Genomic DNA, 25,195 nt, shown 5'->3' on the forward strand with positions numbered 1-25,195 from the left:
TCGGTCATTTGCTGCGGCCGGACAAGAATCCGGGGATCTTTGCCAGTTCATGCATGGTTCGTTCCGTGGCGTGGCCGTCGCAGTGCGGAGCAAACTTGGCAACGAATGCCTCGTATCGTTCGGAATAGCGTTCCGTGATCTCGGCAATGTTCCCAATTGCGTCGATGACCTGGCCGGAGGTGCTCAAAAGGGGCCCCGGCGCCTGTGACTCGAGGTCGAAGTAGAAGCCGCGTGTTGAGTCCCGGTAGCGGGCGATGTCAGGGGTCAGATAGACGATCGGCTTGCGTGTGACACAGAAGTCGAACATGACCGATGAATAGTCGTTGACCAGCATGTCGGCGGCCAGGTACAGGTCGTTGACTTCCGGGTATTCGGTGACGTCGACGATGAATGAGTTTTCTGCGGTTTGGCGCTGTCCGGAGATGTTGTGGTGGCCGCGAAGCAGGATGGTGTAGCCGTCGCCCAGTTCCCGCTGTGCCTGCTCGAAATCAAGGTAGGTGACGAGTTCGTAGTTGTTGCTGGCGGAGCGGACGTCGTCGCGCCATGTGGGTGCATAGAGAATGACGGTCTTGCCGGCGGGGATGCCCAGCCTTGCACGGGTCTCCTGCCGAATCTGCTCCGACCGTTCGGACCTCAGCGAATCGTTCCGGGGATAGCCCTGGGCGATGACGGGGCCGTTGAAGCCAAAGCAGGTGGCCAGGACGTGCGCGGCGTAGTCATTCTGGGCCAGCAGTGCGTCCCAGTATGTCGCCTCCCGCCACATGAGATTCCAGTAGGAGAGCGAGAAATTTGTCCGCGCCACGTCGTTGCCGAGGCGTTTCAGGGGTGTGCCGTGCCATGTCTGGATGTAGGTCTGCCCCGGCCTCTTCCTGAAATAGAACGGGAAGTTGTTGTTGTTGATCAGCAGGCGCGCTGTGGACAGGACCTCAAACCACTCCCTTGAACCGATGACGGTTCGGACGGCGCCGTCGGGGACGGGGACCGAGGCGTCTGCAACCGCCCAATGCACTTTCACGTGTGGCGCCTGGACCTGGAGCTCTTCAAAGAGCCGCCGGGGACTGTCGGTGGCCCGCTTGCCGCCGAAGCACATGATCAGGGCCAGGTTGTCCTGAATGGGCCCGTGGCCGGTGTCCGCCCTGAGCTTCTGCTGGTTGAACCGTCCTATCTCATCAGCCCGCAAGCTGGGGCGGAGGTGAATCACCAGCGCGGCACTGTTGGGGGTGCGCGAAACTCCGACCTCAATGTTGTTCCCGTGGATCCGCTGCGGCATGGTCTGCTGGAGGCGGGGGGTGGAAATAATCCAGTGGCCTGAAGACGGTGGCACCCCGGTGTCCACTTGTCGCAGGCTGTACGCGCCGCTTTCCCTGTAGACGGGACCCAGCGACCATTCGTCGTGGACGAGCGGGAACGTAGCCAAGTATTCGCCGGACGAGCCGGAAGTGTGGTTCAGCTCGACGTGGGAGGGGGTGATGACTGCCTTCCCGCTGTGCAGCACAAGATTAGGTGCATCGGGGGAGTCGAATGACCACGACCCCTTGATTCGCAGCGACGACTCGTCGTCTGACAGGGTGACGTCGTCGGCCAGAATCAGGTTTCTTGACGAGGACGTCCGCAGGTAGCCGTGCCCGGTCTGGTCAATGGAGAATTGTTGGAGCGAGCAGTTGCTGGATTCCATGGTGGACGAGCCGCCGGGGAGGGCAATGGGGACCTGTGCTCCGTCGGGCAGAGCCAGGGTCAGGTCCCATGAACTTGCATCGTACTTGCGGTGCCCTTGTGGGCCCTTCGGCAGCTGCAGGCGAACGGACGCCGAGCCTTCGGCGCTGAAGGAAAACTCCTTCGCATGTGTGCGTCTTCCCGTGGTGGAAACCGCGAGCAGGCGTGACGTGGTGCCGGCCAGGGCCGGGTCACTGGTGTGGAGTTCGAGGCTGAGGAACATGTCATGGTCAAATGAAGCGGAGGCAGCCTGGACGCGGGGTGCCACGCGCAGGACGCTGAGCCCGGTGTCGGGGGAGAACTCAATGGCCATGCGGGTGCCATTGGACATGGGGCCGACAGGAACGAATCCACCGGAGCCGCGCATGTCACGGGTGGTTTCCAGCTGGTCAAATTCACGGCCGAAGACTGTGAGTGCCAGCACAAGGTTCCAGCGGTTGCTGCTGTCGTCCTTGGCAGCTTCAAAGAGCTCGGCAGGATTGATGGACAGCTTGAACCCTGATGCCGCGTAGCTGGTCCAGTTGTCGTTCGCGGTCCAGTCGATCGTGTGATCGGTTACTGGAAGTGCGGCCAGCGACTGGACGGCGGCGCCTTCACCATCCACCAGTGTGGCGTTCAGCTGCGACATGCCGGCGACAGGATCCAGGCCCTTGACGTAGGCGTGGCCCTGAATCTCCAGTGTTCCGTCGTGGAGCCACGAGAAGTGCGTCAGCCTGGCGACGGACACCTGGTCCACCGGGTTGAATTCAAGGAGTTCCATCGGTTCCGGTGCCTGGATCCGCTTGAGGTATTCCGGTTCCGCGCGCAGGGCACCGTCTGCTTCCTTGACCACATAACTGGAGGCGTAGTCGCTGCGGGAAATCGATATCGTTTCCACATCGGAACGATGCCCCTTGAGCATGTTTGCCAGAAGAAGGCGCTGGTGCAGCCGGATCTCCGGCCAAACGATTTCTCCGGAAGCGGCCAATCCGGTGACAGAGCGCTGAAGGGATTCCCAGTAGGCGCCATCCACCCTCGGCACCACTTCATAGAAGGGGAAGAAGTTTGTGCCGAGCTGCCGAGTAAGCCAAGTGGAGTAGACGGCGCCAGACAGTGCGGGCTTCAGGATCTTCGAAACGGCTTCAGTGGATGCCACGACGGCGTTCATGAATTCCGGATCGCACAGCACCGCGCGCCCCAAGGTCCGCAGGTTGTCCGGGACAGCCCTCCGAAGCGCCGGAATGGAAGTCAGCTCAAAGGATTTGGCGAGTCCGTAAGCCAGGTCGGGCAGGTCGGCAGTCCGGATTTCCGGATTGTCGCCGGCAAGCTCTGTCAGTTCGGCCAGGAACCGGCGCGAGAACAACTTGTTGCCCACCGCCCTGTCCAGGAAGACTTGGGGCAGCCCCTCCACATTGACTGCAGCATCGTCTTTGGCTGCAGTCTCACCGAACGCCGCACTGGCGCCCTTGCTCCCACGAACGGTGCCCACCAGAAATTGGGCGTTGCTTCGCCCCAGTTCGCCGATGACCGTCCTGAGGAATGCGGTTTGCAGTTGCTCACCTCCGCGGAGAACAAGCACACTGGGAGCAGTGGATCCTGCAAGGCAGTCGCCCACATCTCCGAGCTCGTTCCCGCCGCGGGAACTCAGCCAGGACACTCTGCGATCGGTGGGGGAGTCTGGGGAGCGGACCCACGGCACGCCGTCAACGTGCACCGGATGGCTGACGACAACCTCGATGGCATGGAGTTGTTGGCTGAGGACATTTCGAATCGTTTCGGCTGTCGATTCAGGGTCCGTCGCGATGACAATGACAGCAATCTTGGGCTGCTGAATCTTGACGCGTCCATTCAACGAAGCAGCCGCCGACAGCGCCTTCCCTGTGGCGCCCAGCGCCTTGCGGATCTTGGTGCGCCGGGCAGCCGGCAGCATGCGCCAGACAGGCAGGGCTGTGCTGCGCAGCGACTGTTTCAAATTCGGACCGGACTGTTGCAAGGGATGTCTATTTTCTTGTTGGTCTTTAATGGAGGAGCAATGAATCGGTGCAGGGTCAGAGGTGCTTGTTTGCTTGTTCGAGGTCTTCGGGGAAGTCGACTTCGACGGCGTAGTACTTGCTGATGTCGATGGGGAGCCACTGGATGCCGTCGTCCTTGATGGTCAGCTCGATGCCGCCTTCGAAGTAGTCCTGCTCCTCGACCTGTTCCAGGCGCTTGATGAACTTCTTCTTGTCCTTTTTGGAGACGTAGTTGATGCCGACGGCTTCGCCCAGGGCTACGTCTTGGGGGACGCGCTTGGAGAGCTGGTCAATGAACCCGTCCTCATCGACTGTGTACTTCACCTCTTCGTCGGAGACGGAGGAGACATCGACGGTGATGAAGGACTGGCCGGCCTTGATGTGCCCGCGAAGGGACTCCAGGATCTGCGGGTCAAAGACCACGTCGCCGTTCATCCACAGGACCCCGCCCTTGGGGGAGTTCTTCAACGCCTTGAGCAGGCTCTTGGACGTGTTCGTCTGGTCAAAGTTTTCGTTGTAGATGAAGGAGGCGTCCGGGACGTGCTCCATGATCTGTTCCATCTTGAACCCGACCACGATGGACAGGCGAAGTTTCTTCCCGAACGTGGACTGCAGGTTGCTCAGCTGCTGGTGCATGATGGTGCGCCCGTCCTCGAGCTCGGTCATCGGCTTCGGATGCGGACGCGCCAACCGCGTGCCCATGCCAGCAGCAAGAATTACAGCCTGAACAGTCATTTTTATCGTCTTTCCTAGATTTCTTGGAGGGGTGCCGCCAGCCACGCTGGTGGGCCTGTCAATCCGGCAGGTGCCGGCCCTGTCAATCCCACAGTGAAGCCTATCTGACCATTGTGTGAACACACTATGAACATGAAGTGAACCGGATGTGTGCAAGCAGGATGGATGCTGCATGCCCGCAGCTGGTGGCCTCGCCTGCCCGGCCACCCGGCAAACGGCAACGGCGGCACCCAAGGTGGGTGCCGCCGTTGTGCATGGATTGGTGAAGCTTGGCCGGGCCTAGAACGTGAAGTTCAGGATGGTTGCCGTGCCGGAATTCAGGGTGACCGTGAAGGTCTGGTCGCCGGCCTTGAAGCCGGGGATCCTGCCCTGCGTCTCGAGCGGCTCGCCGTTGGATTCCTGGCCGTCGATGCGGGTGGTGTCCTCGGACTCGAAGCTTTCACCGGCCATCTGGGTCATGGTTCCCGTTGCGGCCTGGGTGGGCAGTGTCAGGGTGATCTCTGCAGGGGCCTGCACCTGGGGATCGTTCTGGTTGACGACCATGATGCTCATGGTTCCGTCGGCGTGCTTGACGGGGTAGGCGTAGATGTTTTCATTGCCCGCCATTTCCGAACGGAGGAAGTCGCCGGCACCCAGCTTGTTGGTCATCATGATGCCGTAGAAGCCGGGGCGCATGACCATGTCGCCGGTGGGCTTTCCGACAGAGCCGGTGTCGCAGAGCGGGGACATGGGGGCGCCGCCGCGGCAGGCCTCGAAGCCGCCGTGGAAATTCAGCATGGTGACGCCGGCCTCCGCCTGGGTCAGTGCGTAGCTGAGCGTCCAGAGGCCCGAGGCATGGTTCTTGGTGACGGGGCTGGAGCCGGAGCAGGACGATGCGTTGGTTTCCGTGTTCCACGTCATGAGGCCGTGGGGTTCGGCAACTTCCACTGCCGCCCTGGCGTAGTCGAAGGCTGAATCGTGGGTTACGCGGGACATCATGTTGGCGATGGTGCGTTCCTTGGGGGTTCCCTCCGGTTCCTTCGGGCAGGCGGACAGGGGGTAGTTGTGGAAGGCAAGCGCCTCAAGGTTGGGGACGCCGGCGTTCACGTACTCCTTCCACCACTGCTCGGTGTAGACGTCGGGGCCGACAATCTTGACCTCGGGTGCAGCATCCTTCACGGCCTGGGCCAGGGGGATGGCTTCGGCAATGTACTTTTCAAACGACCACGGCTGCGGGCGCCGCGTGCGGTATTCGTAGGAGCTGGCGCCCCAGCCGTTGGGCTCATTGCCCAGACTCAAGCCAACCAGGCGGTCGCCGAAGATCTTGTGCGCCCACTTGGCAAGGTCAGCGGTCCTGGCGTTGTCCAGGTGTCCCATGTCCGCAGACATGAGGATTCGTGCGTTGCCTACAACCAGCAGGCGGTTGACGTTCTCAAGGACCTCCGGGGTGACCTTGATGATGGGGCGTTTGTCTGTGGGGTACGCCGGGACCAGTTCCCAGTCCGGGATGGGCTCATCCGTGGAGGTCCAGAAGAAGCGGCGGTCAACGCCCTGGCCGCCGAAACGCAGCACCGGGTTGTTGGCCATCTTCAGCCGCTCGGCAAGGTTGGAGTTGTCCGGGTTCATCTGGACGTCGACCATGTGGTCCGTGTCCAGGGACAGGCCGGCCAAACCTTCCGGCATTTTCTCGCCGGTGGGTTCTGCGCCGACCTTGATGGAAGTTGCCTCCACAGGCTCCGTTGCGCTGGGGGCGACCGCCGGCTGGACATAATCCTGGCGCTCAAATGTGGGGAAAGTCTCAGGCGTTGCGGGCGTGGTGATCACAACGGGGGGCGGGGTGGTCTTGCCTGCGGTGGCGTTCCCCTGAAGCATGGGCAGGCCGGTGAGGACAAGCGAGCCCAGCGCGACGGACAGGACAGCGCCGGATACTCCGGCCGCGACGAGGCGCTTGCGCTGCGTGGTGCCGGGCCGGGAGCGCTTGAGGCGCCTGGCCTGGCCCACGGGAGTGGGCTGTTCTGGTGTCTTGTGGTCCGGTGTCATAGAGGCTCCGTAAATACTGGGGAAAGTTCAGTGCATGCAAATCTTGTTTCGGGGCGAGTCTACCGGTGCAGGCTGGGGGAGGGCTGCAAGGGGGAGTGTGAGATTTGTCTGTGGTTAGTGGGATTGGGCGGCTGATTGAGGCGTCAGGCGGGAGCCGGCTATTCGGACCGGCCTGCAGCTGCCAACCGGACAGGCGCGGGTGTAAGAGGCTGAATAGCCGCGTGGCAAGCAATGGCGTTCGCCCCGTGGGGACGTCCTCACGATGCGGGAAGCAGGCGTGCGGCCCGGTGGTAGCATCCGACGGGTAAAGCGGTGCATGCGTGCGCCGGAGGGCTGGCGCCGGGAAGACGGTTGGACGCAATGACGTTTGTACGAATCAACGGAGCAGGGCTGTATTCGGAGGTCGAGGGGGCAGGGGATCCTGTGCTCCTGCTGCACGGCGGATTCTGCTCGCTGGAGTCCCTGCGATCGATTTCCGATGCCCTCGTCCCTGACCGCCAGATCTTTGCCTTTGAGCGGCCCGGGCACGGGCGGTCGGCTGACATCGAGGGCGGCTACAGCTATGAGGCCGGGGTGCGCGATGCCCTCGCATACCTTGATGCCCAAGGCCTGGAATCCGCCCACGTCATCGGCTACAGCGACGGCGGCATCATCGGGCTGATGCTTGCCATGGACCATCCGGAACGGGTGCGCTCACTTGTTGCCGTCAGTGCGAACCTGGACCCCACTGCCTTCACCCACTCGCCCGAAGGGGACGATGCGCCGAGGCTCAGCGCCTTGGCACCGTCGGCGGACCCGAAACCGGACGTGGAGCGCATGCACTACGACCGGCTCTCACCCGACGGCCCCGGCCACGCCGATGCAGTCCTGGCCAAGCTGTTCCGGCTGTGGACAAGCGAACCGCAGATCGACCCGGCCGGCCTGGCCGGGATCACGGCGCCCACCCTCATCATGTCCGGCGACCGCGACACCATCCGCCCCGACCACAGCCTGCTCATCGCCGCCTCCATCCCCGGTGCGCAGCTGTGCATCGTGCCCGGGACAAGCCACGGGCTTGTGGGAGAGCGGCCGGAACTCATCGCCTCCATCATCCGGGCGTTCCTGCCGTAGCACGTGGGCCCTTGGCTTGCATGCCTACCGGGACCGGCGCAGCAGCCATACAAAGTAGGGGGCGCCTATGAGTGCGATCATCAGTCCGGCCGGCAGCTGTGCCGGTGCAATGAGCGTCCGGCCCAGAATGTCCGCGACGGAGACCAGCAGCGCGCCCAGCAGCATGGATACCGGTATGAGCCGCCCGTGCCGCGCGCCGACCAAGGCGCGGGCGAGGTGTGGGGCAACAAGCCCCACAAACCCGACTGCGCCCACCGCCACCACGCTCAGGGCGGCCAGCACGGCCGCCACGGCGAGCAGGCCCAGCCGGGCCCGGTCAGACTTGATGCCCAGGATCCGGGGGGGTGTCCTCGTCGACCGCCAGCAGGTCCAGTTGGCGGCGCATGGAGAAGAGTAGCGGAACCGCCAGCAGCAGGCCGACGGCGACGGGGCCGACGTCGGCCAGGGACCGGCCATAGGTGGTGCCGGAGAGCCAGGTGAGGATCCGGGGCGTGTTCCATGGGTCGGCGCGCAGCAGCACAAACGTGGTGAGGGCGCTGAGGCCGTAGCCGAAGCCGATGCCGATGAGCACGAAACGGTCGGGCAGGAGTCCCCCGCGCCAGGCGAGCAGGGCGATGAGCCCGAACGTCGCCAGCGCCATCAGCACGGCCATGACGATCATGAGGGGGCGGCCGCCGGCCCCAGAGGTGACGACGCTGACGGCGCCCAGCCCGGCGCCGGCCGTCACGCCGAGGAGGCCGGGTTCGGCGAGCGGGTTGCGCACGGTTGCCTGGACCACGCAGCCGGCCAGGCCCAGTGCCGCCCCGGCGAGGACGGCGGCGCCGACGCGGGGGAGGCGTTCATCGAGGGCGCGCCCGATGAGGTCCGGCGCGGCGCCCTGGAGCCAGAGCCCGATGTCGCCGGTGCGCAGCCAGAGGCTGCCGGCCAGCAGGCCGACCACGACCGAGGCGGCGAGCAGTGCCGCGGCGACGGTGAGCGCCGTGATGAAGCGGCGGCGGGAGTGGATGCCGGCCCGGGCGTGCGGCGGCTGGCGGATGGGCCCGGAATCGCGCATGCGCATGGCGAGCAGGACAATCACGACCGCACCCAGCAGTGCCGTCGGAATTCCCGTGGGGACCGAGCTGGCACCCTCGGCGCTGAGGATGGCGCGCAGGGCGGTGTCGGCGAGCAGGATCAGCAGCGCGCCGAGCAGGCCGGATGCGGGGACCATGAACACGTGCCGGTGCAGCGCCGGGATCCTGTGTGCGAGCAGGCGGGCCAGCACCGGGGCGCCGAGGCCCACGAAGGCGATGGGCCCCGCGAGCGTCACGGAGATGCTGGTCAGCAGCACGGCGGCGGCGACGGCCATGATGCGGGTGCCGCGGACGGGGACGCCCAGCGTGGCGGCGGTGTCGTCGCCGAGCTTGAGCACGTCGAGCCGGCGGCACAGCAGCAGCGCCGCGGCGAGCGTGAGGATGATGACCGGGGCGGCACGCACGGAGGCGTCCAGGTTGAGCTGGGCGAGCGAGCCGCTGCCCCAGGCGAACAGGCCCGTGGTGTTTTCGTCAAACAGGATCAGCAGCATGGCGGTGGCAGCATCCAGGGCCATGGCCATGGCCGAACCCGCCAGGATGAGCCGCGTGGTGCCGCTGCCGGCGCTGCGCCCTGCCAGCCCCAGGACCACGGCGGCGGCAGCCACGCCGCCAATGAATGCGACGGCGCCGGAGGCCCACAGGGGCACGGCCAGGCCGAACGCGGCAACGACGGTCAGGGCAAGGTATGAGCCGGCCGTGACGGCCAGGGTGTCGGGGGAGGCCAGCACATTGCGCGTGACGGACTGCAGCAGAGCCCCGGCCACGCCCAGCGCGAAGCCCACCGCCACGCCCGCGAACAGGCGCGGCAGGCGGGACCCCGTCAGGACGTCGCGGACCGGCACGCCGCCCACCTCCTCCTGCGCGCCGGTGAGCAGGCGCAGCAGCTGCCACCCGCCGACGCCGGAGGTGCCCTGGGTCAGGTGCCACAGGCCGACCGCAACAACTGCCGCGGCCAGCACACCCAGGACGGCCGTGCCAACGGCGGCACTTCCGCCTGGTCCGGCGTCGTCCACCAGCGGCAGGGCCTCCCCGGTGCCGGTTTGGGTGCGGGTGCTCACGCCCCGGCGAGTGCGGCGACGTAGGCGTCGATCGCCTGCTGGCAGGACAGCGGGCCGCCGGCGCCCCACACCCCGGCGGGGAAGGCGTAGGCGCGGCTGTCCTTCACGGCGGGCAGGGCCGTCCAGATGGGGCTCTTGGCGAGTTCGGCGACGTAGCTGCCGGCTTCCTCGTCATTGGAGTAGAACAGGTTGGCGCCGCCCACGGCGGTTAGCCCCTCGATGTCCGTCTGGCCCAGGCCGTAGGCGGGATCCACGCCGCCGCTGCCGTACGCGGCGTTGATTTCCTCGGTCCAGGCCGTCTTCATGCCCAGCTCCTCGCCGAGCGCGGTGAACAGGGCACCCTGGCCGTAGGGGCGGATGACGACGTTGCCGCCCTCGATCCAGCCGTCAAAGAACAGGAAGCTCGACGTCGGCAGGCCGGCGGTTTCGACCTTGGCCTTCGCGTCCGTGAGGTATTGGTCGAACCCGGCGAGGACCTGTTCGGCGCGTTCGGTGCGGCCGGTGGCCTCGGCGATCATTTCCATGACCGTCTTCATGTTGCCGATGGGGTCCGCGCCGTTGGCGCCCAGGGTGGCCAGCACGGGGACGCCGCGCTTTTCCAGCGTGGCGATGAGCTCGTCGTCGGCGCTGAAGGCCTCCACAATGATGAGGTCGGGATCGGCGGCGTAGAGCGCATCAAGGTCGGGTTCCCCGCGGGTGCCGATGTCGGTGGTGCCGGCGGGGATTGTCTCGGCGCTGACATAGGTGCCGTAGCCTTCCGAATCCGAAACGGCCACGGGTGCCACGCACAACGTCAAGGCGTCCTCGATCTGCTGCCACTCCAGCACTGCGACGCGCTGTGCCGGCTTGTCGAGCGTGAGCGTGCGGCCCACGCCGTCGGTCATGCTGACAGGATCCGTGCTCGTGGCCGTGGTGTCGGCGTCGCAGCTGGCGGAGATGGACGCGGCGGTGCCGGCGGCCGGTGTTTCCACAGTGGTGGTGCCGCAGGCTGTCAGGGCAAGTGCGGCGGCGGCCAGCGTGGCGGCGGCCTTCATGGTGCGCCGGAGGGTTCTGTGGCCGGGCGTGGGCAGGGCGGGGGACAGGCTCATGGGTGGGCCTTTCGTGGGTTGGCTGCGGAATGCCGGCCGATCGGGTCGATGCGGAGGCGTTGCGTGCGTTCGTCGAGGGTGACCTCGACACGGATGGAGTAGACCTTGGTGATGTTTTCGGCCGTGAGGACATCGGCGGGAAGGCCCGCGGCGTGGATGCGCCCGGCATCCATCAGGAGCAGTTCGTCGGCGATGAGGGCGGCGTGGTCGAGGTCGTGCAGCACGATCCCCACCGCCGTGCCGTGCCCGTCGGCCAGGTCCCGGACCAGGTCAAGGGTTTCGACCTGGTAGCGCAGGTCCAGGTGGTTGGTGGGCTCGTCCAGCAGCACGACGCCGGTCTCCTGGGCCACGCAGGCGGCGAGCCAGACCCGCTGGACTTCACCGCCGGAGAGTTCCCCGACCGGCCGGGCGGCCATGTCGGCGACGCCGGTGGCTTCCATGGCGTGGTTGATGGCGGCCCGGTCCTTGACGTCCAGGCCCGCGAAGCGGCGGCGGTGCGGGTGGCGGCCGAAGGCCACGACCTCGCGGACCGTCAGGCCTTGTGGCGCCGGGCGGGACTGGGAGAACAACGTGACCTCGCGGGCAAACTGGCGTGCCGAGAGCAGGGCGGCGGGACGCTGTTGGCCGTCCGCGCCGCCGAGCGCAAGGGTGCCTTCTGCCATGCCGTGCAACCGGGCCATGGAGCGCAGCAGCGTGGACTTGCCGCTGCCGTTGGGGCCCACAAGGGCCGTGACACGGCCCGGCGCCAGGGCGAGGGAGACGCCGTCGACCACCGTCTCCTTGCCGTATCGCAGCACCAGGCCGTCGCCGGAGAGTGCGGCGGCGGGCCGGAGCGGCGTGGTCCGGGGAGCTGTGTTTGTGGCGGTGGGCATGGGCGACCTAGGGCATGAAACGGGAAGGTGGGGCGAAGCCAAACCTCATCGAATTAGGTAAGGGTAGCTTTACCTAATTGAGTATAGGGGCGTGTCCGGGTGTCTGCAATCGGGATTGCGGGACATGGGATTTGGGATTTCGGACAGCGTGAATCGCTCGATAATGCGGATTGCCAAAGGCCCGGCCGGACCGGGGATGTGCGGACGTGCCGGTGCTGGGGCGCTACTGGGAGGAATTGAGGAAGGCGCCGGGCGTGGTGCCCATGACGGCGTGGAACGCCTCAATGAAGGAGCTCGGCTGCGCGTAGCCGAGTTGTTCCGACGTGGCCCGCACGTCCCAGCCGTCGGCCAGGAGTGCGAGTGCGTGGTGGACGCGGAAGGTGCGGCGCCATTGGGCGAAGGAAAGCCCGGTGGTGCGGCGAAAGGCCCGCGTGATGGTGCGCCCGCTTGTGCCCAGGTGCAGCGCCCAGTCGTCCAGGGAGCGGCCGTCCGACGGGTCCGTCATGAGTGTCTTGGCAATGACGTCGATGCGGGGGTCGCCGGGCAGCTGCAGGTCGATTTGGCGGCTCGACGGCTCGACGACGTCGAACACCACCAGCTCGGCGCGGGCCCTGGCGGCATCGTCCAGGTCTGTGCGGGAGAGATGCAGGAGGAGCGACTCCAGCAGCGGATTCATGGTGATGGTGGTGGGCCCGTTGAAGGCCAGGGGCGTGCGCTCCGGGGTGAAGAATGCGCAATGGAATTCCACCTTGGCCGTGATTCGGCCGGCGTGGACGTGCCCTGCCGGGAGCCAGAGCCCTTCGCCGTCGGTGAGTGTGAAGATGCGGTTGCCCACCCGCGTGGTCAGCGTGCCGCCGCGGACCCAGACCAGCTCATGCAGGGGGTGTGCATGGAGGTCCCACTCCAAGGGGGCGGCGGGGGTTTCGGATTCGGCGTAAATGACGGACGAGGAAGGCTTGCCGGCCGGAAGGGCCCGGCCCGGGCGCACCTCCGTGCTGGGCTCGCGCCGCCACGCCCCGAGCCCCGCTGCGCTCTGCGAGTCCAGGTTCATGGGAACGAGCCTACCGGAGCTGCCGCCGGCCGCGCCTTTCGCGCGGCCTGGCCAAGGCGGCGGGCGCGCCGGCCGCGGAAGGCGACATCCCGCCGTCGGGCGTGGCTTGAAATCCAGGGTGCAGATTCACAGGAAACTTGCACCGCCGGCGGTTCAAAAACCATTGTCTCGAGGGGTCGGTAGACATATCGTTAGGTATATCGTTCGATAGCGACTGAGGTGGTCACGATGCATGAATCATTTCCCGTGGGCGGTTTCATGGGCGGCAACTTTGACAATGTCTGGCAGGCGGTGGAGGACTTCCGCTCGAAGTTTGAAAAGCGCTCCGGCACGCGGGCCGGGCGCGGCGGACTGAGGGCGGCGGTGCTGGCCCTGCTCGCGGAGCGGCCCATGCACGGCTACCAGATCATCCGCGAGATCGAGGAGCGCAGCGGCGGCAGCTGGAAGCCGAGTGCCGGCTCTGTTTATCCCACGCTGCAGCTTCTGGCCGACGAGGGCCTGGTGACCGCGGAGGAATCCGAGGGGCGCAAGGTCCACTCGCTGACCGAGGCAGGCCGTGCCGAAGCGGAAAGCGCGGAGTCGGGGGCGCCGTGGGAGCCGGGCGGAACGTCGTCGGGATTCTCCGCACTGCCCAAGGCAGGCGTTGAACTGGCCCAGGCAGCGGCCCAGGTGGGGCGCACCGGCACCAAGGGCCAGGTTGCCGAAGCCGTCAAGGTATTGGAAGAAGCACGGCGCAAGCTCTACGCGATCCTCGCCCAGGACTGACGTTGGCCGGTCCTGGCCGGCGCGCCGGAATGGAGGCCGGCGCCGGGAACACACGCGCCCGGTACCGGCGCATCCTGCGCTTTGCCGCGTGGAACCTGGCGGTGACGTGGTGGTTTGAACTGCTCCTGCCGCGCATCGGGCTTGCCCGCCTCGCCGGGCGCAACCGGGCGGTGCGGATGCGGCGCTTCGCGAGGCGCTTCCATGCGCTCGCCGTGGAGCTGGGCGGGCTGATGATCAAGGTGGGACAGTTCATGTCCTCGCGCCTGGACGTGCTCCCGCCCGAGATCACCGAGGAGCTGGCGGGCCTGCAGGACGAGGTTCCGCCCGTGCCGTTCCCCGCGATCCGTGGGCTTGCCGAGGCCGAGCTGGGCGCCCCGCTGGAATCCGTGTTTGAGTCCTTCGATGAGGTGCCCGTCGCGGCGGCGTCGCTGGGACAGGTGCACCGGGCCGTGTTGCTGCCGGCCAACGCGGCGGACACCGGATTTGGCACAGTTGTGTTCAAGGTGCAGCGGCCGGGCATCGGCGAGATAGTCGACGTCGACCTGGCCGCCCTGCGCCGGGTGGGCCGGTGGCTGAGCCATGTGCGGTTTGTGTCCTCCCGGGTGGACGCCCCGGCGCTGGTGGAGGAGTTTGCCAAGACCAGCCTGCAGGAAATCGACTACCTGAATGAGGCCGCGAACGCCGAACGGTTTGCGGAAGAATTTGGCGCCGACGCGCGGGTGGCGGTGCCGCAGGTGGTGTGGGAACGGGCGACGCGGCGCGTGCTGACCCTGGAGGACGTCACGGCCATCAAGGTCACGGACGCCGATTCGCTGCGTGCAGCCGGCATCGACCCTGTTGCCGTGGCGCCGGTGTTCGCCTCGGTGATGTTCGAGCAGCTCTTCAGCAACGGGTTCTTCCACGCCGACCCACACCCCGGAAACATCTTTGTCACGCCGGTTGCCGCCGGCTCCGGCGGCCTGCCCTGGCGGCTGACGTTTGTGGACTTCGGCATGATGGGCCACGTTTCCGACGAGACCCGGTCCGGCCTGCGGAAGCTGCTGATCGCCGCGGCCTCACGCGACGGCAAGGGGCTGGTGGCGGCGATCCGCGAGGTGGGCGTGCTGATGCCCTCCGCCGACACGCACGAGCTGGAGCGGGCGATGACAGCGCTGTTTTCCCGCTTCGGCGGCATGGGGTTTGCCCAGCTGCGCAGCGTGGACCAGCGGGAGTTCCGGGACTTTGCGGACGAGTTTGGCGAAGTGGCGCGCTCGCTGCCGTTCCAGCTTCCGGAGAACTTCCTGCTCATCATCCGCGCGATGTCCCTGACCTCGGGGGTGTGCAGTGCGCTGGACCCGGAGTTCAACCTGTGGGACTCGATCGAGCCGTTCGGGGCCAAGCTGCTGAAGGATGAACGCGGCGGGCTGGTACGGGACGTGTCCCGCGAGGCGCTGGAGATCGCCGGTGTTGCCGTGCGGCTGCCCAAGCGCCTGGACGCGTTCCTGTCCGACGTGGAGGAGGGCACTCTGGCGGTGTCGAACCCGCGGCTGGAGCGGCAGGCGGCGCGGCTCAACCGGCTTGTCCGGAGGGTGGGGTCCTTTGTGGTTTTCGGGGCACTGCTTGTGGCCGGTGCCGTGCTGCGCCCTACGGACATGGTGTTCGGGAACGTACTGATGTCAGTTTCCGTGATGCCGCTGCTGCACGGGCTCTGGGTGGGCCGGCGGCGGTGAGCCCGCCAGCGGACTGCCGTCTTGGTAAAGGACCTCGTAGATGCGTTCGGCAAACTTCCAGCCGTCCGGGGTGCGTTCATAGCGGTCGTGGTAGATGGCGTAGTTCAGGTGGGGGCTGCCGTCACGCATGAGCCCGAACTCTGCGGTGTATGCGCGGCCGGTCGCGGTGTCGCCGTCGAGCTGGATCGTGCCCGCATGGGTGGTCTGCACGAAGTAGTCCCACAGGCCATGCAACCGTTCGATCCCGGCGCGGATCTCCCCGCGGCCGGCCATCCTTGCGCCGGCAGCGGGAATCTCCCACACGCCATCCCCTGTGAACAGTGATGCGAAGCGGTCGTAATCACTCATCATCCCCGCATCGGTGAACTCCCCGTGCAACGCTTCGATCTCGACGCGGTCGGCGACCGCCTGGAGCCCGGTCATCGGATGACCGTTGCAGCAAGGGTGGCCACCGCGAGGGCCAGGAAGATCACCGGGCTGGGGAGTTGGCGGAAGGCGCCCGCCCTCAGATGCGTGATGACCGCACCAATGAAGAACAGCACGAGACCGATGGCGGCCGCGGTGCCGATGACGGGGACGCCGAGGAGCCCGAGAAGCAGGCCTGCGGCCCCGGCGCCCTGCAGCGCCGACAGCACGGGGAGCCACGAATCGGGGAGGCTGACCTCGCCCAGATTGTCGATCAGGAATTTCGCCCGGGCAAGGGTGGCCAGGGCGATCCCGCCGTTGGCCACGATGGCGATGGTGGTGATAATGACGTAGTACATGGCAATCTCGCATTCGTCAGTTGGTTCAGGCATTTGTGCCCTGCCCTGTTGACGACATAGCCGGGGAGAGTGTCAGGCGGATCTTGCCGCCTCACAATTCCGGGTGGCGTTTCGTCAGTACTGTGAGACACGCTTCGAGAGGAGGACGAGCGATGGAATCCGTTGACACGGATCGCGGCCTGCTCATGAGCGTCGCATACCGACTGCTCGGCTCGGTGTCCGAGGCAGAGGATGCGGTGCAGGAAGCCTTTGCGCGCTGGTATGCCCTGTCCGAGGACGGCCGCCAGGAAATCGGCTCTCCGACCGGCTGGCTCATCACCGTAACGACCAGAATTTGCCTCGATGTGCTTGGCTCCGCCCGGGCCAGGCGTGAACGGTACGTCGGCGAGTGGCTGCCTGAACCGGTTCCCGCCGAAGCGCAGTGGACGAGCCAGGCCGCATCCAATCGCGGGGCCGACCCGGCAGACCGGGTGTCGCTCGATGAATCGCTGAGCATGGCCCTTCTCGTCGTTCTCGAGTCGATGACTCCCGCCGAGCGGGTTTCGTTCATCCTGCACGATGTCTTCACATACACCTTTGCCGAGGTCGGCGAGATCGTTGGCCGCTCTCCCCAGGCCTGCCGCCAACTCGCATCCTCTGCACGGCGCCGGGTCCGGGATGCCCACGGTGATCACGTCTCGGCCCAGGAACATGCCCGCGTCGTGGCCGTCTTCCAGGGAGCGCTGGAAACCGGCGACCTCACCTCACTTATCGCCATCCTCGACCCGGAGGCCACGGCCATCCCCGACGGCGGCGGCCTCGTCAAGGCGGCCGTCGAACCGATCGAGGGGGCTGAGAAGATCGCCCGCTACCTGCTCGGCCTGTACAGACTGCAACCCGGGTTGAGTTTCCAGCCCACCACCGTGAACGGGAGGGCCGGACTCGTGGCCCGGGACGCGGCCGGACACGCGCTCGCTGTCGCTTCCGTCGCGGTCGCCCACGGCCTGGTCGAACGCATCTGGGTGATCCGCAACCCCGGCAAGCTCACCGGCTGGACGTAGGAGCATTCCTTGGGGCCGGCGGCGCAAGGCGGCGTCCCGCCGTCGTGCCTGGTCCTGGGCGTGTCTTGAATTACAGACAGGGTGGCGGGAAGCGGCCTATGAAAGCGGGGGCGGCGCGGCTTGGATGGAAGAAGAGGAACATCCGCCCGGGCCGCAGAGCGCCGGGCATTGACGCGAAGGAACCATCATGGCGACGATGCATGACCCCACCCGCACCATCCGCGCAGCCCGCGGCACCGAGCTGTCCGCGAAGTCGTGGCAGACCGAGGCGCCGCTGCGCATGCTCATGAACAACCTGGACCCCGAGGTTGCCGAGCGGCCCGAGGACCTGGTGGTGTACGGCGGCACCGGCCGCGCGGCTCGGTCGTGGGAAGCCTACGATGCGATCGTTGCCACGCTGAAGACATTGGACGACGACGAGACGCTGCTGGTGCAGTCGGGCAAGCCGGTGGGTGTTTTCCGCACGAACGTGTGGGCGCCGCGGGTGCTGCTGGCCAACTCGAACCTGGTGGGGGACTGGGCCACATGGCCCGAGTTCCGCAAGCTCGAGGCCGAGGGGCTGATGATGTACGGGCAGATGACGGCCGGTTCCTGGATCTACATTGGCACGCAGGGCATCCTGCAGGGCACTTTCGAGACGTTCGCCGCGATTGCCGAGAAGCGCTTTGGCGGCACCCTGGCCGGGACCCTGACCCTGACCGGCGGCTGCGGCGGCATGGGCGGCGCGCAGCCGCTGGCCGTCACGCTGAACGGCGGGGCGTGCCTGATTGTTGATGTGTCGGAGGAGCGGCTCAAGCGCCGCGTCGGCAAGCGCTACCTGGATGAACTGGCCCCGTCCCTGGATGCCGCGCTGGAGCGCGTGCTCGAGGCGAAGGCTGCAAAGACTCCGCTGTCCGTTGGCGTTGTGGGCAATGCTGCCGAGATCTTCCCCGCCATCCTGGAACGGCACAAGGCCGGCGAATTCACGGTGGACATCGTCACCGACCAGACTTCGGCGCACGACCCGCTCTCCTACCTGCCCACCGAATACTCGGTGGATCAGTGGGCTGCCGAGTCCGAGGCGGATCCCGACGGCTTCACCAAGAAGTCCCAGAACGCGATGGCCCGCCACGTGCAGGCCATGGTGGAATTCCAGGACGCCGGCGCCGAGGTGTTCGACTACGGCAACTCCATCCGCGACGAGGCCCGCAAGGGCGGCTACTCCCGCGCGTTTGAGTTCCCCGGCTTTGTCCCGGCCTACATCCGCCCGCTGTTCTGCGAGGGCCTGGGCCCGTTCCGCTGGGTTGTCCTCTCCGGAGACCCGGAGGACATCCGCGTCACCGACGAGGCACTGAAGGAACTGTTCCCCGAAAACGCGCACCTGCACCGCTGGCTCGATGCCGCCGCCGAGCACGTTGAATTTGAGGGCCTGCCGGCCCGCATCTGCTGGCTCGGCTACGGAGACCGTGCCAAGGCCGGTGTGCTGTTCAACGAGCTTGTGGCGTCCGGCAAGGTTTCCGCTCCGATTGTGATCGGCCGCGACCACCTGGACTCCGGCTCCGTGGCCTCGCCGTACCGTGAGACCGAAGCCATGAAGGACGGCTCAGACGCCATCGCCGACTGGCCGCTGCTGAACGCCATGCTCAACACGGCATCCGGCGCCACCTGGGTGTCCATTCACCACGGCGGCGGCGTGGGAATCGGCCGCTCCATCCACGCCGGCCAGGTATCTGTTGCCGACGGAACTCCCCTGGCCGCCGAGAAGCTTGCGCGGCTGCTGACGAACGACCCCGGCATGGGCGTCATCCGCCATGCCGACGCCGGCTACGAGCGCGCCCTTGATGTTGCCGCCGAGCGCGGGGTGCGGATCCCGATGCAGGAGCAATAACCCTCACCCGCGCTGACACCTGTTTCTCCATGCCGGGCCCGTGGAAACGACGAAGCCCCGCCGCGAAATGGTTCCGCGGCGGGGCTCTGCTGCGGGCCAATCACCGCCGCAAGGAGCGGCGTGTCACTGGCTCGCCGGCCGGCGCGAGAGTCGTTGCACCCTGCTGTGCCCCAATGCCGGCGGATTTTGGCTGGGCGAATGGGGCAGTGCTGATCTTTCGCAGCATCGAATCCAGTCCGGGGGCGGCGCAGATCGTCACCGTCCCGACCGCCAGCACGGCGACGAGCAGCAGCGTGCGGAGGTGTCCGGCGTCGAACATCCTGGCAAGGGACGCCGAAAAGGTGAGCACAAAGAATCCATGCAGAAGATACACGGACAGGCTCCGCCGGCCCACGGTGGCCCAGATGGTTTTGCGGTTTGGCAGGAATGCCAAGAGCGTGACGGTCAGGACCGCGGCTCCTACCATCAGCCCGCTGCGGACAACCACTGCTTCCAGCTGCCCGGCGTTGAGTGCCTCCGCGCTGGCGCTGCCATAGAACCAGCGCGGGGTGAGCTGGGCCCGCAGCAGAACGACAATGGCGACTACTGAACCGGCCGACAGGGCGCACTTGAGAGGCCACGTGGCGGCCGCGGTCCAAGCCAATATGCGCTTGCCGTACAGGAACCCAACGGTGAAGAAGGGGAGGAATGCCAGCATGCGTGCAGCGGAATAGGGGTAGCCGATCCATGGAACCGTGATTGCCATGAGCGCCGCCGCGATCACGACCGTGGTGGAGGCTTTGGGGAATCGGGCCATGACCGGGGTCAGCATGGTCCAGCATGCCAGTGCGAAGAGGAACCACAAGATCCAGAATGGCGTGTCCAACGCGAAGGTGCGTTTCAGCCCGAGCAACTGAACGGTCCAGTAATAGGCGATCTGGAACAGCACGAGCAAGACGAGCAGCGGCCCCACCCGGCGGACCAGGTTCGTGGGCTTGGTGGTGATGCCGGCGAGGAACGCGAAGGCAGGCATGTGGAATGCGTAAATGATGGTCAGGGGAACCCTGGATTCAGGGACCTTCCAGTTGTTCATTCCCTCGAGAAGGTGGCCGAGGACGACGAGGCAAATGAGGACGCCTTTGGTGATGTCGAGTCGATGATCCCGAACTGAGGTTATGGGCACCAAGAGATCCTAACCCTTCGGCGCCCTAGCTCAGTGGCTGCCGATATTTGTTGATTGACTTTTGTATCATGCACAGTGGGACATGTTGGGGGCCGGCCGGCGTCCAATCTATCAATCAGGAGCACAGGTGGGATACGCCTCATTCAGCAACACCGCACATTTCAAGGGCGACCCGGCGGAAATCTGGGACGCCTTTGCGAACCCGGCCGTGGCGGGCATCTACGCGGAGCACCAGACGGAGTTTTTCCCCGGCCCGGACTTCGCGCTCGCAGCCGGGAAGACCTGGCAGGAGCGCCACGGGGCCGAGTGCGACTTTGACGTGGTCGAGTGGACCATCACGGACTACGTGCCGCAAACGACGATCGCATTCAAGGGCAGGCAGAGCGGCATCCTCCAAAAGGTCCGGATGTCCATGGAAGCCGCGGACGGCGGCTGGACGCTGGTGGAAGACATTAGGTTCTCACCGACGGTCGGGGGAAAGTGGGGCACCAGCGTGGTTGCCTGGATCATGTGGGCCACGGGCCTGCTTGCCAAGTTCAGCGACGACCACGGCGACACATTTGACCGGCTCCGGAGGCATCTGGACGGGGAGAGCGGGGAAGTGGCCGTGCCGGATGAGGTTCGGCTGGAGTCCGCGATGGTCGGGCATGCTTCCAGCTTTGTCCCTGCCGTGCGCAACACCGTCTCTTCAGCAGCAGCGGACGAACTGGACGGGACCGCCGAGTCCATGGCCGCCGTCGACCGCGTCTTGGGGCACTATGGCGAGCGGACCGTGCCGCTGAGCGAGGACGACTACCTTCGCGCCGCCGCCTATGTGTTTGAGGTGGCGCGCGCGGAGTTTGGCGGCCGATACGTTGAAGACGAGGATGGCGAGGCCGTTGCGCTGGTGGTGGGCGAGCCGTCGTGCAGCGTCACGGTGATGGCGCTGGGCAAGGTCATGAAGCGTGTGCAGCACGGGCCGGCTGACAGCATCGAGTTCTTCTACGCGGGTATTGCGCCGCTCGTGGAGCGGGGGCAGTCGGCGGTGCTGCGCTGAGGCAGGAGGGGATCGGGGCAGGGCGGCCGTGTCTGCAGAAGCATCGCTGTCCGTGTTGCTCAAGCATGTCAGTGCCCCATGTCAGCATGGGAACCATGAAGAAACTACTGACTACTTTTGCCCTTGCCGCAGTCCTGGCGCTGACAGGTTGCGGAGGAACTGCCGATGCGCCGGCAGGCGAGGGCGTGTCCGGACAAGCCATCGAGGCCCCTGCAAAGGCCGAAGAGCCCGCTCCTGTCCAGGAAGCGCCCAAGGCTCCGGATCTGACCGGTTCCTGGAAGGAAGCCGACAGTGCCAGCAAGGAAACCTACCAGCAGGCCACGATCACTGCTGACACGATTACGGTCGAATGGGTGTCTGACGGTGGCGACACGACTGCAGTGTATTGGGTGGGGACGTTTGTGGCTCCGGTCGACGCCACGAAGCCGTACACGTGGTCTTCCCAACGGGACGCCGCCGCGACCGACATGGCGCTCCTGGCATCCTCCGATGACGCCAAGGACTTCACCTTCGACGGGGACACGATCAGCTACAAGGTCACGGCCCTCGGCACCACGGTGACCGCCAAGCTCAAGAAGGGCTGAGAAGCCGAACTGGTGGCGGCTTCCGCACTCACGCCTTCGTGGCCAGGGTTGCGGCGAGCGAGTCCAATGCGCCGGGCACCAGTGAGTAGTAGGCCCACACCCCGCGTTTTTCACGGGTGAGCAGCCCTGCTTCCACCAGAATCTTCAGGTGGTGCGAGACCGTGGGTTGGCCCAGTTCCAGCGGTTCGGTGATGTCGCAGACGCAGGTCTCGGCCGCGGGGTCGTTGGAGATGATCGACAGGATGCGCAGCCGGTTGGGATCCGCCAGCGCCTTGAACCGGGCGGCCAGGGCAATGGCCTCGTCCGTGCGCAGAAGCCCCTGCGCCGGTGGTGCATCGCAGCACGCTGCATCAGGCCTGCTGCCCGCAGCCGTGTTCAATTCATCAACCAGCGGTGTTGGCATGGTCCCGGTCCTGCCTTCATTCGACTCCCCAACGGGAGATTGACAACCATCGATATGTTCAACCATACTCGAAACATCGAAAACCGTCGATGTCTGACCGCAGGCGTCCCAAAGTGGAGAGTATCAATTGTGACAACCACCGCCGCCCCCGCACCGCCACACACGGGACAACTGCCGGGCAGGCTTTCCATCCTTGACCGCTACCTCGCCGTCTGGATCCTCGCAGCCATGGCACTGGGCCTGGCGCTGGGCAAGCTTGTCCCGCAATTGGGCGGGGCGATGGGCACCTGGCAGGTGGCGGGAGTGTCGGTGCCCATCGCCGTCGGACTTCTGGTGATGATGTACCCGGTCCTGGCCAAGGTCCGCTACAACGAGACCGGCCGGGTGCTGGGCGACCGGAAGCTTATGGCCACCTCGCTGGTGATCAACTGGCTGCTGGCGCCGGCCTTCATGTTTGCACTGGCTTGGATCTTCCTGGCCGACCTGCCCGAATACCGCACCGGTCTGATCATTGTGGGGCTGGCGCGCTGCATCGCCATGGTGTTCATTTGGAACGACCTCGCCTGTGGCGACCGTGAGGCTGCGGCCGTGCTGGTGGCCGTCAACTCGGTGTTCCAGGTGTTTGCGTTTGGTGCGCTGGGCTGGTTCTACCTGCAATGGCTGCCGCAGATGCTGGGGCTGCCCACCACGAGCGCCGACTTCTCGTTCTGGGCCATCACGCTCTCTGTCCTGGTGTTCCTGGGCATCCCGCTCGTGGCCGGATGGCTGAGCCGCACGCTGGGGGAGCGGGTGCGCGGACGGGACTGGTACGAGGGCACGTTCCTGCCGAAGGTTGGCCCGTGGGCGCTGTACGGGCTGCTGTTCACCATTGTGCTGCTGTTCGCGCTGCAGGGGGAGGCGATCACCGCCAAGCCGCTCGACGTGGTTCGCATTGCCCTGCCGCTGGTGGTCTATTTCGTGGTGGTGTTTGCCGCCTCGATGGCCATCGGCCGGGTGCTGAAGCTGGGCTACCCCCGCACCACAACCCTCGCGTTCACCGCCGCCAGCAACAACTTCGAGCTCGCCATCGCCGTGGCCATTGCGACCTTCGGCGTCACCAGCGGCCAGGCGCTCGCCGGCGTGGTGGGCCCGCTCATTGAGGTGCCGCTGCTCGTGGCACTGGTCTACGTGGCCCTGTGGTCGCGCAAATTCTTCACCCCGTCCCTTTCACCTACCGCCAAGGATGCCGCATGACCGCCACCAAGCCCTCCGTCCTGTTCGTCTGCGTCCACAACGCCGGCCGCTCCCAGATGGCCGCCGCCTTCCTGGCCAACCTCTCCGCCGGGCAGGTGGAGGTCCGCTCCGCCGGCTCCGCCCCCGCCGACTCCGTCAACCCCGCGGCCGTGGAGGCCATGCGCGAGGTGGGCATCGACATGTCTGCAGAGGTGCCGAAGGTCCTTTCCACAGCGGCAGTGGAGACCTCCGACGTCGTCATCACCATGGGCTGCGGCGACACCTGCCCGATCTTCCCCGGCAAGCGCTACGAGGACTGGGAACTCGAGGACCCCGCCGGGCAGGGCGTTGAGGCCGTCCGCCCCATCCGCGACGAGATCCGCAGGCGGGTTGACGGGCTCATCGAGTCCCTGTTCCCCGGCGCTGCCTGACATTTCCACCCGCATTAGGAGCCGCAAGACCATGAGTTCACGCCATCCAATTGTTGTCATCGGTGCCGGGCCCGTCGGCCTGGCCGCCGCAGCCCACCTGCTTGAGCGCGGGCAGAAAGTTGTTGTGCTCGAGGCCGGCGCCTCCGCCGGTGCCGCGATGGGGCAGTGGGGCCACATCAAACTGTTCTCCACCTGGCGGTACAACATCGACGCCGCCGCCCGCCGGCTGCTGGAGACCCCTGCAGGCGGGTACGACGGCGGATGGGCGGCACCGCGCGAAACGCGCCTGCCGACCGGGGCTGAGATGGTGAACGGGTACCTGGCGCCGCTGGCCGCCCACCCGTCGATGGCGCCCCGCATCAGGTACGGGCACAAGGTCACCGCTGTCACCCGGGTGCTGAACTCCGGGGCCGGGGTTGACCTCTCCCGCTCCGCCGGACGCGACGACTCCCTGTTCCTCGTGCGCACCGAGGCGGACGGCGCAACCGTGGACGTCACCGCTCGTGCCGTGATCGATGCCTCCGGCACGTGGGGAATGCCCAACCCTGCCGGGCGTTCCGGCATCCCGGCCATCGGTGAGGACGCTGCGCGTGCCGCCGGCTTCGTCTCCTCGCCCCTGCCGGACGTGCTGGGAGCGGACCGTGCGCAGTTCGCCGGGAAGGCCGTGCTGGTCCTGGGCGCCGGGCACTCGGCCGCCAACACGCTCCTGGCGCTGGCCCGGCTGCGCCAGCAGGATCCTGCCACGACCATCCTGTGGGGGCTGCGCGGTACGGCCAATCCCGTCAGGCTCTACGGAGGAGGGGCAGCCGACGAGCTGCCCGCCCGCGGCCAGCTCGGTACGAGCCTGCGCCGCTTCGTGGACAACGGCGACATCACCCTCGTGGAGAACGTTGCCGTTGCATCGATCGCATCCGGCGCCACTGCCGGCGTGGAGCTGGCGCTCGCAGACGGCCGCACCCTTTCGGCCGACGTGGTGGTTCCGGCCACCGGCTTCCGCCCCGACCTGTCGATCCTGTCCGAACTCCGCCTGGACCTGGACCCCGTTGTCCAGGCGCCGCGCGCGCTGGGCCCCCTGATCGATCCCGAGTTTCACAGCTGCGGCACGGTGGAGGCCCATGGGGAGCGGGTGCTTTCGCATCCCGAACCCAACTTCTACCTTGTGGGCATGAAGAGCTACGGCCGGGCCCCGACCTTCCTCATGGCCACCGGCTACGAACAGGTGCGATCCATCGCGGCAGCCCTCGCCGGGGACCGGGCCGCTGCAGACGCCGTCGAACTCCAGCTGCCGGAAACCGGCGTCTGTTCCACGGACCTGTCCGGTTCCTGCGACGCACCGGCTGCCGGGGCAGAAAATGCCGCGCAGGCAGGCTGCGGCGCCCCTGAGCCAAGCGCCGGGCCCGAAGCTGGAGGCTGCTGCGGTGCGCCCGAACCCGTCACGATCGGTTTCGCCACCGGAACCCTGCACGGTTTCACCGAAGTGGCCGGGGCACACGCTAGGCGCTCCTGAACTAT

General features: G+C 66.4%; 22 protein-coding genes. 10 read left to right on the forward strand and 12 right to left on the reverse strand.

Annotated elements, in window-relative coordinates; genetic code table 11:
• Positions 1-4: 4 nt before the first annotated feature.
• The 3 genes from JOF48_RS14315 to JOF48_RS14325 form a co-directional block, all read right to left on the reverse strand.
• Positions 5-3,664 (reverse strand): CDP-glycerol glycerophosphotransferase family protein, encoded by a 3,660-nt coding sequence (locus JOF48_RS14315; protein ID WP_209681720.1) that lies wholly within the window; start codon positions 3,662-3,664, stop codon positions 5-7.
• A gap of 76 nt (positions 3,665-3,740) precedes the next feature.
• Positions 3,741-4,439 carry a phosphocholine cytidylyltransferase family protein gene (locus JOF48_RS14320; RefSeq protein ID WP_209681722.1) on the reverse strand — a complete coding sequence of 233 codons (699 nt, stop codon included), beginning with the start codon at positions 4,437-4,439 and terminating at the stop codon, positions 3,741-3,743.
• 279 nt (positions 4,440-4,718) lie between these two features.
• Positions 4,719-6,458 (reverse strand): glycoside hydrolase family protein, encoded by a 1,740-nt coding sequence (locus JOF48_RS14325; protein WP_209681723.1) that lies wholly within the window; start codon positions 6,456-6,458, stop codon positions 4,719-4,721.
• A 360-nt stretch (positions 6,459-6,818) separates the two neighbouring features.
• Between JOF48_RS14325 and JOF48_RS14330 the strand changes: the two genes are divergently transcribed.
• Positions 6,819-7,568 carry an alpha/beta fold hydrolase gene (locus tag JOF48_RS14330; protein ID WP_209681725.1) on the forward strand — a complete coding sequence of 250 codons (750 nt, stop codon included), beginning with the start codon at positions 6,819-6,821 and terminating at the stop codon, positions 7,566-7,568.
• A gap of 24 nt (positions 7,569-7,592) precedes the next feature.
• Here the strand turns inward: JOF48_RS14330 and JOF48_RS19900 are convergent, their stop codons facing one another.
• The 5 genes from JOF48_RS19900 to JOF48_RS14355 all read right to left on the reverse strand — a co-directional run bounded on the left by JOF48_RS19900 (position 7,593) and on the right by JOF48_RS14355 (position 12,710).
• On the reverse strand, positions 7,593-7,859 hold the full coding sequence (locus tag JOF48_RS19900; RefSeq protein ID WP_209684814.1) for an iron chelate uptake ABC transporter family permease subunit: 267 nt from the start codon (positions 7,857-7,859) through the stop codon (positions 7,593-7,595).
• A 25-nt stretch (positions 7,860-7,884) separates the two neighbouring features.
• The gene (locus JOF48_RS14340; RefSeq protein WP_209681727.1) at positions 7,885-9,699 is read right to left on the reverse strand and encodes an iron ABC transporter permease; all 1,815 of its coding nucleotides are present in this window, start codon (positions 9,697-9,699) and stop codon (positions 7,885-7,887) included.
• The gene (locus JOF48_RS14345; RefSeq protein ID WP_209681729.1) at positions 9,696-10,787 is read right to left on the reverse strand and encodes an iron-siderophore ABC transporter substrate-binding protein; all 1,092 of its coding nucleotides are present in this window, start codon (positions 10,785-10,787) and stop codon (positions 9,696-9,698) included. The genes JOF48_RS14340 and JOF48_RS14345 overlap by 4 nt, the downstream gene beginning before the upstream one ends.
• Complete coding sequence (locus JOF48_RS14350; protein ID WP_209681731.1) at positions 10,784-11,659, reverse strand: ABC transporter ATP-binding protein; 876 nt, start codon at positions 11,657-11,659, stop codon at positions 10,784-10,786. The genes JOF48_RS14345 and JOF48_RS14350 overlap by 4 nt, the downstream gene beginning before the upstream one ends.
• A 223-nt stretch (positions 11,660-11,882) precedes the next feature.
• Positions 11,883-12,710: a helix-turn-helix domain-containing protein gene (locus tag JOF48_RS14355; RefSeq protein ID WP_209681736.1), complete on the reverse strand. Its 828-nt coding sequence runs from the start codon at positions 12,708-12,710 to the stop codon at positions 11,883-11,885.
• Between the two features lie 228 nt (positions 12,711-12,938).
• Here JOF48_RS14355 and JOF48_RS14360 point away from each other — a divergent pair, with 228 nt between their 5' ends.
• Together JOF48_RS14360 and JOF48_RS14365 are read left to right on the forward strand one after the other, a co-directional pair.
• Positions 12,939-13,475, forward strand: coding sequence for a PadR family transcriptional regulator (locus JOF48_RS14360; protein WP_209681738.1), 537 nt, complete (start codon positions 12,939-12,941; stop codon positions 13,473-13,475).
• 29 nt (positions 13,476-13,504) lie between these two features.
• Positions 13,505-15,184 (forward strand): ABC1 kinase family protein, encoded by a 1,680-nt coding sequence (locus tag JOF48_RS14365; RefSeq protein WP_209684583.1) that lies wholly within the window; start codon positions 13,505-13,507, stop codon positions 15,182-15,184.
• Here the strand turns inward: JOF48_RS14365 and JOF48_RS14370 are convergent.
• Both JOF48_RS14370 and JOF48_RS14375 read right to left on the reverse strand, forming a co-directional pair.
• Positions 15,131-15,607: a nuclear transport factor 2 family protein gene (locus tag JOF48_RS14370; protein WP_209681740.1), complete on the reverse strand. Its 477-nt coding sequence runs from the start codon at positions 15,605-15,607 to the stop codon at positions 15,131-15,133. The genes JOF48_RS14365 and JOF48_RS14370 overlap by 54 nt on opposite strands.
• Positions 15,604-15,981 (reverse strand): DoxX family protein, encoded by a 378-nt coding sequence (locus JOF48_RS14375; protein WP_209681742.1) that lies wholly within the window; start codon positions 15,979-15,981, stop codon positions 15,604-15,606. The genes JOF48_RS14370 and JOF48_RS14375 overlap by 4 nt, the downstream gene beginning before the upstream one ends.
• 119 nt (positions 15,982-16,100) lie before the next feature.
• Here JOF48_RS14375 and sigJ point away from each other — a divergent pair, with 119 nt between their 5' ends.
• On the forward strand, positions 16,101-16,988 hold the full coding sequence (sigJ, locus tag JOF48_RS14380) for an RNA polymerase sigma factor SigJ (RefSeq protein WP_209681743.1): 888 nt from the start codon (positions 16,101-16,103) through the stop codon (positions 16,986-16,988).
• 187 nt (positions 16,989-17,175) lie between these two features.
• Complete coding sequence (hutU, locus tag JOF48_RS14385) at positions 17,176-18,855, forward strand: urocanate hydratase (protein WP_209681745.1); 1,680 nt, start codon at positions 17,176-17,178, stop codon at positions 18,853-18,855.
• Positions 18,856-18,955: 100 nt separating this feature from the next.
• Here hutU and JOF48_RS14390 read toward each other — a convergent pair whose 3' ends face one another.
• On the reverse strand, positions 18,956-20,017 hold the full coding sequence (locus JOF48_RS14390; protein ID WP_209681747.1) for an acyltransferase family protein: 1,062 nt from the start codon (positions 20,015-20,017) through the stop codon (positions 18,956-18,958).
• A gap of 127 nt (positions 20,018-20,144) precedes the next feature.
• On the opposite strand from JOF48_RS14390, the gene JOF48_RS14395 reads away from it, so the two are divergent.
• Positions 20,145-21,053 carry an SRPBCC family protein gene (locus tag JOF48_RS14395; RefSeq protein WP_209681748.1) on the forward strand — a complete coding sequence of 303 codons (909 nt, stop codon included), beginning with the start codon at positions 20,145-20,147 and terminating at the stop codon, positions 21,051-21,053.
• A gap of 95 nt (positions 21,054-21,148) precedes the next feature.
• Positions 21,149-21,637 (forward strand): hypothetical protein, encoded by a 489-nt coding sequence (locus tag JOF48_RS14400; RefSeq protein WP_245346553.1) that lies wholly within the window; start codon positions 21,149-21,151, stop codon positions 21,635-21,637.
• A 28-nt stretch (positions 21,638-21,665) separates the two neighbouring features.
• Here JOF48_RS14400 and JOF48_RS14405 read toward each other — a convergent pair whose 3' ends face one another.
• Positions 21,666-22,040, reverse strand: a complete 375-nt coding sequence (locus tag JOF48_RS14405) for an ArsR/SmtB family transcription factor (protein ID WP_209681751.1) — start codon at positions 22,038-22,040, stop codon at positions 21,666-21,668.
• A 129-nt stretch (positions 22,041-22,169) separates the two neighbouring features.
• On the opposite strand from JOF48_RS14405, the gene arsB reads away from it, so the two are divergent.
• From arsB to JOF48_RS14420, 3 genes are read left to right on the forward strand one after another with little or no spacing between them, the layout of a single operon-like run.
• Positions 22,170-23,273 (forward strand): ACR3 family arsenite efflux transporter, encoded by a 1,104-nt coding sequence (arsB, locus tag JOF48_RS14410; protein WP_342591252.1) that lies wholly within the window; start codon positions 22,170-22,172, stop codon positions 23,271-23,273.
• Positions 23,270-23,683, forward strand: coding sequence for an arsenate reductase ArsC (locus JOF48_RS14415; protein WP_209681755.1), 414 nt, complete (start codon positions 23,270-23,272; stop codon positions 23,681-23,683). The genes arsB and JOF48_RS14415 overlap by 4 nt, the downstream gene beginning before the upstream one ends.
• 31 nt (positions 23,684-23,714) lie before the next feature.
• Positions 23,715-25,190 (forward strand): FAD-dependent oxidoreductase, encoded by a 1,476-nt coding sequence (locus tag JOF48_RS14420; protein WP_209681757.1) that lies wholly within the window; start codon positions 23,715-23,717, stop codon positions 25,188-25,190.
• The last annotated feature ends 5 nt before the right edge of the window (positions 25,191-25,195 follow it).

The sequence above is a fragment of the Arthrobacter stackebrandtii genome (assembly GCF_017876675.1).
Lineage (GTDB): Bacteria > Actinomycetota > Actinomycetes > Actinomycetales > Micrococcaceae > Specibacter > Specibacter stackebrandtii.